Source organism: Streptomyces sp. 15-116A (assembly GCF_025290915.1).
Classification (GTDB): Bacteria; Actinomycetota; Actinomycetes; order Streptomycetales; family Streptomycetaceae; genus Streptomyces.
Map to the genome: position 1 here is coordinate 1 of NZ_JAOCQE010000309.1, position 6,816 is coordinate 6,816.

Genomic DNA, 6,816 nt, shown 5'->3' on the forward strand with positions numbered 1-6,816 from the left:
CCAGTCCGGTGGAGCCGAGCAGCAGCGAGGCGAGGGCCGCCACGATCGCGAGGTAGGGCGGCGCGGAGCCGGTGCCGCCGGCGCCGACCGCGTGCCACGCGTCCGTGTAGCGCGCCCACAGGTCCCCGGAGTCGGCGGGCGCCGGGAGCAGGGCGCCGCCCGCGAGCGCTCCGCCGCCGAGGAGGGCGCGGCAGGCGGTGAGGGAGACGAGCAGCAGCACGAGGAAGAGCACGGGGCCCGGTTTGCGGGCGATGCGCTTGAGGCGGGCGAACTGCTCGATCTCGAGGAAGTCGGCGTCGTCGCCGCCGGGTCCGGACTCGACGGCGCCGCCGTGCCGTCCGGCGCCGGAGGTGACCTCGGGGTCGGAGCGGCCGACGAGGTTGCTCGCCACCTGTTCGACGGTGACCCGGACCGTGGCGCCCGGCGGCGGGAACAGCGCCCGCAGTTCGCCCTTGTCGATCTCCGGGCTGCCGCGGCGGCGCCGGCCGGCGAGGATCCGCTCGGGGCGCAGCAGGGTGCTCATCAGGCCGCGGATCTCGTCGACCGCCTGGCCGGGGACCTTGCCGACGAGGTGGGCGAGGGTGCGCAGCAGGGTGCCGAGGACGAGCCGCAGCAGCACCCAGGGCAGCACCGCCGTACGGGCGTTGACGAGCAGGGTGTAGACGGCACCTGCCTTGTCGACCTTGTGCGGGGAGGCGGAGGTGCGGCCCACGCAGTCGACGGTGCGGCGCTCGCGGGAGGCCGCCTCGGCGTGCCGGACGACCGCCTCGGGGGCGACGAGGACGCGGTGTCCTGCCGCGTGCGCGCGCCAGCACAGGTCGACGTCGTCGCGCATGAGCGGCAGATGCCGGTCGAAGCCGCCGAGGCGCTCGAAGACGTCGCGGCGGATCAGCATGCCGGCGGTGGACACCGACAGCACGGTCCGTACGTGGTCGTGCTGGCCCTGGTCCTGTTCGCGGCGGTCCAGGCCGGTCCAGCGACGGCCGGAGTTGGCGATGGAGACGCCGACCTCCAGCAGCTGCCGGCGATCGTACCAGCCGCGGAGCTTGGGGCCGACGACGGCCACGTCGTCACGGCCGAGCTCGTACTCGTTCTCCACGACGCGCAGCAGCTCGGCCAGCGCGTCGGGTTCGGGGGCGCAGTCGTCGTGCAGCAGCCAGAGCCACTGCACCGGTTCGCCGTAGGGGAGCTCGGGCAGGTCGTAGGCGTCGTCGCGCCAGGTGCGGGTGACCGGGTCCCAGCCGCTCGGCCGCTTCAGGTACGGCAGTTCCTCGGGCGTGAGGTGGGGAGCGGTGCGGTGGCACTCCTCGACGGCCTGGCCGAACCCCGTGCGCCGGGCGAGGTGCAGCACTCGGTCGTCGCCGAGCGCCTCGGTGACCAGCCGGGCGGAGTCGTCCGCGCTGCCGGTGTCGGCGGCCATGGCGTACTGCACCGGGCGTTCCTGCCCGAGCAGCCCGGCGAGCGCGTCGGGCAGCCAGCGGGCGCCGTCGTGCGAGACGAGGACCGCGGTGACCACATGGCGCGGGAACTCAGGGATGGCGGCAACGTCGTGGGCTGCCGGGTGGCTGTGCACGGACATCGAGGTACGGGCCCCGGTTCGGTGGACTGCGGTGGACGCCTGTGCCCGGTGGGGGCAGCGGGGCGTCTCGGACGAGCGACCACACTATCGGCTGCACAGCAAGGCGGCCCGCCGCCTGTGGATAACCCACCTGCGCCGGGCCGTATGTGCCGTATCTATGCGCTTTGTGTACGAATATGACGCGCCGTCCGTCAGACGGCGGCCTTCTTCAGCCGGCGGCGCTCACGCTCGGACAGGCCGCCCCAGATGCCGAAGCGCTCGTCGTTGGCGAGGGCGTACTCGAGGCATTCGGAGCGGACCTCGCAGGCGAGGCACACCTTCTTGGCCTCCCGGGTGGAGCCGCCCTTCTCGGGGAAGAAGGACTCGGGGTCGGTCTGGGCGCACAGCGCGCGCTCCTGCCAGCCGAGTTCCTCGTCCGCGTCGTCGACCAGCAGTTGCTGCACCAGCTCGGTCATGTGCGCCCCTCGTCAGTCTTTTCGCGTCCCCGTGATGCTGCCGTTACCGATTCCGGCTGAACGACACGAGTGAAATTACAATTGCGCTGCTCCGGGAGAGTCAAGCCGAGATCTGCTATTGAGCCCCTTATTCACTCTGCGGAACCAAGGCCTAGCGGAAAGTGTTCAAATCGGCATAAACCTTGACATCCCGCCGGGGCCCGCGCGGGCTTCCCGTCCCGCGCAGAGCCTCTACGGGAAGGACGTCCGGCAGATCGATCTCGTTCCGACACCGAGCCGAAGCGAACCTGATCACAGTCGGATCACGGGATCGCAACGGCGCTCGGTCACCCGGTCGTGCGCAGCATGTGTCCCCGGATCCGGCTGAGCAAACCTTTCGCCTGGGAGATGAACCGGATGAGGTGAACCATGTCCCACATTCCGGGCGTCGAGTTGACAGTGGAGGTGTGAGCCGCTGTCCTTGTGGGCATGCTCGCGAACTCGGCACTCACCTCGACCCGCTCCGCCGGGTCCCACGGTGCTGCCCGCGCTCGCTGTAGCTGTTGCTGTTCCGGCTGTTGAGCCCTCCCGTCTCCAGCCGTCGCCGAGTCACCTCGCACACGACCCGGCCGTTGTTTCCTTCGCGCCCCCCCAGGGCCGCCCCCCTCTCGCTCCTTACGCCTAGGAACCTCCGCCTCCATGAACAGCGACAGCGACCTGCAGATCGCAGGCGACATCCTCGAAGTCCCGCACCTGCTCCAGGCACCGCGCGAGCACCCGGCCACCGTCGCCGAGTTCGCCGGACTGGCCCGCTCCATCGCCGCCGACCGCTCCCAGTGGGAGCACCTCGTGCGGTACGACGCCACCAGCCGCTGGTACCACCGGCTGCGCACCGGCCCCGGCTACGAGGTGTGGCTGCTGTCCTGGGTGCCCGGCCAGGGCAGCGGGCTGCACGACCACGGCCGCTCCTCCGGCGTCCTGACCGTGCTGGACGGCACCCTCACCGAGCGCACCGAACGCGGCACGCGCGCGTTGACGCCCGGCGCGCAGCGCGTGTTCGCCCCCGGCTATGTGCACGAGGTCGTCAACGACGCCCTGGAGCCCGCGGTCAGCCTGCACATCTACTACCCGGGCCTGACCGAGATGCCGATGCACACCGCCCCGCACTGCGAGGCCGGCTCCCTGACTGCCTGACGCACTGTCGTACCCGCCTGCAAGACTGGCGGCATGCGCATTGTGGTTCTGGCAGGCGGCATCGGCGGTGCCCGTTTCCTGCGTGGTCTGAAGCGGGCCGTGCCGGACGCGGACATCACGGTCATCGGCAACACCGGGGACGACATCCACCTCTTCGGGCTGAAGGTCTGCCCGGACCTCGACACGGTGATGTACACGCTCGGCGGCGGTATCAACGAGAAGCAGGGCTGGGGGCGGGCCGACGAGACCTTCCACCTCAAAGAGGAGCTCGCGGCGTACGGCGTCGGCCCGGAGTGGTTCGGGCTCGGCGACCGGGACTTCGCCACGCACATCGTGCGCACGCAGATGATCGGCGCCGGATATCCGCTCAGCGCGGTGACGGAGGCCCTGTGCGACCGCTGGCAGCCGGGCGTGCGGCTGATCCCGATGACCGACGACCGCGTGGAGACCCATGTCGCCGTCGAGCTGGACGGCGAGCGCAAGGCGATCCATTTCCAGGAGTACTGGGTGCGGCTGCGGGCCTCGGTGCCGGCCGAGGCGGTGGTCCCGGTCGGCGCGGAGCAGGCAAAGCCGGCGCCGGGCGTGCTGGAGGCCATCGCCGAGGCCGACGTGATCCTGTTCCCGCCGTCCAACCCGGTCGTCTCCGTCGGCACGATCCTCGCCGTGCCCGGCATCCGGGAGGCCATCGCCGACGCGGGCGTGCCGGTGGTCGGGCTGTCGCCGATCGTGGGCGACGCGCCGGTGCGGGGCATGGCCGACAAGGTGCTCGCGGCGGTCGGCGTGGAGTCCACGGCGGCGGCGGTGGCCGAGCACTACGGCTCGGGCCTGCTGGACGGCTGGCTGGTCGACACGGTCGACGCGGCGTCCGTCGAGCGGGTCGAGGCGGCCGGGATCCGCTGCAGGGCCGTACCGCTGATGATGACCGACCTCGACGCGGCCGCGCGGATGGCCCGCGAGGCCCTCGACCTGGCCGAGGAGGTGCGCGCGGCGTGAGCGGGACCGACGACACGCCCGCGTACCGGGTCTGGGCCGTCCCCGGCCTGCCCGAGATCCGCCAGGGCGACGACCTCGCCAAGCTCATCGCGACCGCCGAGCCCTCCCTGGCCGACGGGGACGTGCTGCTGATCACCTCGAAGATCGTGTCCAAGGCGGAGGGCAGGGTCGTCGAGGCGGCCGACCGGGAGGCCGCGATCGACGCGGAGACGGTACGGGTCGTGGCCCGGCGCGGCGGTCTGCGCATCGTGGAGAACCGGCAGGGCCTGGTCATGGCCGCGGCCGGCGTCGACGCCTCCAACACGCCCGCCGGGACCGTCCTGCTGCTCCCCGAGGACCCGGACGGGTCCGCGCGGGCGATCCGCGAGGGCCTGCGTGACGCGCTCGGCGTCACGGTGGGCGTGATCGTCACCGACACCTTCGGCCGCCCCTGGCGCGCAGGCCTGACGGATGTGGCGATCGGCGCGGCGGGCATCCGCGTGCTGGACGACCTGCGCGGTGGCACCGACACGCACGGCAATCCGCTGAGCGCCACGGTCGTCGCCACGGCCGACGAGCTGGCCGCGGCGGGCGACCTGGTCAAGGGCAAGGCGGCCGGCCTCCCCGTGGCGGTGGTCCGCGGACTGCCGCACACGGTGGCGGAGGACGACGGCGAAGGAGCCCGCGCCATGGTCCGCGGCGCCCGCGACGACATGTTCCGCCTCGGCACCTCCGAGGCCGTCCGCCTGGCGGTGACCCAGCGCCGTACGGTGCGGGCCTTCACCGACGAGCCGGTCGACCCGGGGGCGGTCCGCCGCGCGGTTGCCGCGGCCGTGACGGCACCGGCGCCGCACCACACCACGCCGTGGCGTTTCGTGCTGCTGGAGTCCCCCGAGTCCCGCACCCGTCTCCTGGACGCCATGCGCCAGGCATGGATCGCGGACCTGCGGCGGGACGGCAAGTCCGAGGAGTCCATCGCCAAGCGCATCCGCCGCGGCGACGTCCTGCGCAACGCGCCCTGCCTCGCCGTCCCCTGCCTCGTCATGGACGGCTCGCACACGTACGGCGATGCGCGGCGGGACGGTGCGGAGCGGGAGATGTTCGTGGTCGCGGCGGGCGCGGGCGTACAGAACTTCCTGGTCGCGCTGGCCGGGGAGCGGCTGGGCTCGGCCTGGGTGTCCTCGACGATGTTCTGCCGGGACGTGGTCCGGGACGTCCTGAACCTCCCCGCGACCTGGGACCCCATGGGCGCGGTGGCGATCGGTCACCCGGCGGAGGAACCCCGCCCGCGGCCGGAGCGGAACGCGGACGCCTTCATAGAAGTGCGGTGAGCAGGGCGCGCGGACGCCTACCCTCATAGGACCCCTCACTTCCACCCCTGGGATCTCTCGTGGCAGGACGCTTCGCCCCTCGCCCGACGCGTACGACGGTGCGCGGCGGCCATGTGGCCGTACCCGCCGGGGTCCCTCGTCAGGCGCCGGCGCCGGCGCGCGTACGGACCTGGGTGCCGGAGGGGCCGCTGGACCTCGGCCTCGTCCTCGGCCCTTTGCGGCGGGGGCCCGGGGATCCCACCTTCCGGGCCACGCCGGACGGCTCCGTGTGGCGGGCGAGCCTGACGCCTGCCGGGCCGGGGACATTGCGGGTCAGTCGCCACGGAGACCGGATCCGTGGGGAAGCGTGGGGACCGGGCGCCGACTGGCTCCTTGAGGGCCTGCCCGAACTGCTCGGTGCGGGCGACGATCCCTCCGCCTTCGTCCCCCGGCACCGCCTGCTGGCCCTGACCCGGCACCGCCGTCCCGGGCTGCGGCTGACGCGGACCGGGCTGGTGCTGGAGTCCTTGATCCCGTCGATCCTGGAGCAGAAGGTCACGACCGGGGAGGCGTATCGGGCGTGGCGGCTGCTGGTACGCAAGTACGGCGAGCCGGCGCCGGGGCCCGCGCCGGAGCGGATGTCGGTGATGCCGGCGCCGCGGACGTGGGCGCTGATTCCGTCCTGGGAGTGGCATCGGGCGGGCGTCGACAACAAGCGGGCGTCGACGATCCTGCGGGCGGTACGGGTCGCTGCGCGGCTGGAGGAGGCTGCGGCGATGCCGGCGGCGGCTGCGCAGGAGCGGCTGGAGCTGGTGTCGGGGATCGGGCCGTGGACGTCGGCGGAGACGGTGCAGCGCAGTCATGGGGCGGCGGATGCGGTGACGGTGGGGGATCTGCATCTGCCGGGGATCGTGGGGTGGGCGCTTGCGGGGGATCGGTACGCGGACGATGAAGTGATGCTGAAGCTGCTGGAGCCGTACGCCGGCCAGCGGCACAGGGCAGCGCGTCTGATCTTGCTGAGCGGGCGTGTACCGGAGCGGCGGGCGCCGCGGATGCCGCACGGGGATATCGGGCGGCTTTGAGTTGCGTTGCGCCCGGAGGTGTCGTGGGCCGGGGGTGGATGTCGCTTGCCTAGCGGGGTGCCGCTGCGCCCGTGCGAGGGGCTGCGCCCGGCTGGGCACCCTGCGCTGGTGCTGGGCGGGGGTGCGCTGGTGGCGAGGAGTCATGTGGGGGGTCTCCCGAAGTTGCTCGTACGGGTGCCTGAGAGCGCTCTCACCGGTGAAGCCCGGTGACCGCGCGGCCTCGATGGTACGGACCTCGACAGTCA

The 6,816-nt window shown here is 72.7% G+C and carries 6 protein-coding genes; 4 read left to right on the forward strand and 2 right to left on the reverse strand.

Going from position 1 to position 6,816, the window contains the following annotated elements; all coding sequences use genetic code 11:
• Together N4P33_RS30620 and N4P33_RS30625 are read right to left on the reverse strand one after the other, a co-directional pair.
• Positions 1 to 1,579, reverse strand: a 1,579-nt coding sequence (locus N4P33_RS30620) for a glycosyltransferase family 2 protein (RefSeq protein WP_260830195.1), incomplete at its 3' end; no start/stop codon positions are given.
• Positions 1,580 to 1,770: 191 nt separating this feature from the next.
• The gene (locus N4P33_RS30625; RefSeq protein WP_003975777.1) at positions 1,771 to 2,034 is read right to left on the reverse strand and encodes a WhiB family transcriptional regulator; all 264 of its coding nucleotides are present in this window, start codon (positions 2,032 to 2,034) and stop codon (positions 1,771 to 1,773) included.
• Positions 2,035 to 2,712: 678 nt separating this feature from the next.
• Between N4P33_RS30625 and N4P33_RS30630 the strand changes: the two genes are divergently transcribed.
• The 4 genes from N4P33_RS30630 to N4P33_RS30645 are packed head-to-tail and all read left to right on the forward strand — an operon-like array spanning position 2,713 to position 6,571.
• Complete coding sequence (locus N4P33_RS30630) at positions 2,713 to 3,207, forward strand: cysteine dioxygenase family protein (RefSeq protein WP_260830196.1); 495 nt, start codon at positions 2,713 to 2,715, stop codon at positions 3,205 to 3,207.
• A gap of 33 nt (positions 3,208 to 3,240) precedes the next feature.
• A complete protein-coding gene (cofD, locus tag N4P33_RS30635) occupies positions 3,241 to 4,200 on the forward strand; it encodes a 2-phospho-L-lactate transferase (protein ID WP_260830197.1) in 960 nt (319 codons plus the stop codon).
• Positions 4,197 to 5,510 (forward strand): coenzyme F420-0:L-glutamate ligase, encoded by a 1,314-nt coding sequence (locus N4P33_RS30640; protein WP_260830198.1) that lies wholly within the window; start codon positions 4,197 to 4,199, stop codon positions 5,508 to 5,510. Before cofD ends, N4P33_RS30640 begins: the two co-directional genes overlap by 4 nt.
• 59 nt (positions 5,511 to 5,569) lie before the next feature.
• The gene (locus tag N4P33_RS30645; RefSeq protein WP_260830199.1) at positions 5,570 to 6,571 is read left to right on the forward strand and encodes a DNA-3-methyladenine glycosylase; all 1,002 of its coding nucleotides are present in this window, start codon (positions 5,570 to 5,572) and stop codon (positions 6,569 to 6,571) included.
• Positions 6,572 to 6,816: the final 245 nt, after the last annotated feature.